This window comes from Vibrio sp. 10N.261.52.A1 (assembly GCF_002876325.1).
Taxonomy (GTDB): Bacteria; Pseudomonadota; Gammaproteobacteria; order Enterobacterales; family Vibrionaceae; genus Vibrio; species Vibrio chagasii.
This window is the reverse complement of sequence record NZ_MCYD01001035.1, coordinates 1355-3508: the sequence shown is the minus strand read 5'-3', so window position 1 is coordinate 3508 and position 2154 is coordinate 1355. Positions and strand designations below refer to the sequence as shown.

The window sequence follows — 2154 nt, the reverse complement described above, 5'->3', positions numbered from 1 at the left end:
GAGATTACAACAGAACAATATTTTTCATCTTTAAGTAAAGGGATGAGTAATGCTGATGGCTACTCAATTTTTCAATATATTTATTTGTCATTTAGCACTGGAGAAATATCCGGAGTTAAGCAATGGATAGATATATTGGGAGGAATGAATTTGTTCGAAACGTGTGATTTATACAATTTTCATAAGTTTGGCATTGGGGTGAGGGGCATCGTTTCAGACTGGGAAACTAAAAACTTAATCATTAGAAAATTGTGGCCTGAATATGAGTTAATGTGTAAATAGAGGATAAGATAACATGTCAAAAAAACTCGACTTAGTTAGGGAAGCAATTAGTTCCAATCAGCATATGAATGATATGAACAAACTGGATAGTGAGCTGATGTCTCTTTGTGATGACGCAATGAAGAACCCTACAACTGATAATTTCAATAGAGTACGAGAGAAGATTGAACAAAAAAAAGAGACGGAGCAGCTTAGAGGAACAGATGCATTTGGCGCGTTAGGGCCAATAGGAGATCTGATAGATGATTTTATCGGTGATATGGTAGACAAAGGTGATCTTATACAAGATCACAACACAAAATCTAAAATGCTCGATGCCGCTGAAGATTATGTACATGGAGACAGGCAAAGGAGAAAAGACCTAAAGGAGTTGTGTGAAAATGATGGAGGTCAGTTAAGCAACACGCCACTAAAAAATTTAGTTCCGCCACCCCCTACTCCCGGTTCTCCCTTAATTTTGGACTTGGATGGCGACGGTATCGAAACAACTAATTTGGAGAACGGCGTCTACTTTGATCATAATGGCGATGGAAAGTTAGAACGTTCTGCAACGGCTACCTCAGATGATGGTTTTCTTGCGCTTGATTTAGATGGCAATGGTACGATTGACTATGGTAAAGAGCTATTCGGTGATAATACTGTTTTAGCCGACGGTACTCTTGCTAAGAATGGCTTTGAAGCGTTGGCTCAGTATGATGATAACTCCGATGATATTATTGATTCTAATGACTCGATCTATAACCAACTAAAAGTTTTTCGTGATTTGAACCAAGATGGGGTTAGCCAAGCAAATGAGCTGTTCACTTTAAAAGATCTCGATATAGTATCTTTAAAGGTGACGTATACAGAGTCTACCCATGTTGATGATATGGGAAATGAACATAGGCAGCAATCTCAATACACCAAGTCTGATGGTACATCTTTTTCGCTAACTGACGTTTGGTTTAAGATGGACAAATCAGACTTCATATACCCTACTTTACCCATACCAGAAGATATTCAACAACTCCCTGACATTAACGGGATTGGTTCGTTACCTTCACTTCACTATGCGATGACTGTTGATGAGTCTGGAAACCTTAAATCCCTAGTTGAACAATATCAATTAGGGACATCTTCTCTCACTGATAATGAGTTACTCACAGAAATCATGTTGGCATGGGCTGGTGTCAGTGGCGAGTACTCACCATACTACCAAAGCAGGATAGATACGAGGAAAATACAGGCTCTTGAAAAGTTTTACGGTCACCCACTAGATAAACCGAGAGGCTCAGGGGTCCAGTACACGGCGCTTTTCGAGGGGGTATTTGAAAACTTAAAAGGTGAAATAGCTCTTAGGCTTAATGGCATTGAATCGAATTTATTTAAAGAAGTAAAGTGGGTACAAGAGGGTACTACTGGTCAATGGTACGGTGACTTTTCAAGTGTAGCGAACTCACTGATTGAATTAGCATCACTACAGACTCCGGAGGCACTTAGGGAGATCAATCAGTTTTTTGAAACAGTATCGTCAATAGATGACCAATATTCTAACAACCAAAAAAATCTCTATTCTTACCTGTTTGATTATGCCAATAGTGACTCAAATGACCTCCCAGTTGGTTTTGATAAGCTGATCCACATATCCATCATAGACGAGTTTAGTGTCGGTACTAACGCATATGATGAAGTAACAGGTACTAACGCTGATGATTTTATTGCTGGTTTAGATGGAAATGACATTATTTCTGGCGGGAGTGGTAACGACATTATATATGGTGATGCTGGCAACGATACCTTACATGGCTGCACGGGTAATGATCAACTGTCAGGTGGTGAGGGCGACGATCGCCTTACGGTCGCTTACAGTGGCAGTAATACCTTAGACGGTGG

At 39.8% G+C, this 2154-nt stretch carries 1 protein-coding gene and 1 pseudogene; both read left to right on the top strand.

The window, feature by feature from the left end:
- A partial coding sequence (locus BCT81_RS29625) for a hypothetical protein (protein ID WP_206748016.1) occupies window positions 1–282 on the top strand: 282 nt, incomplete at its 5' end.
- Window positions 283–295: 13 nt separating this feature from the next.
- Window positions 296–2154 (top strand): annotated as a pseudogene (locus BCT81_RS22390) (calcium-binding protein); the annotation flags it as partial.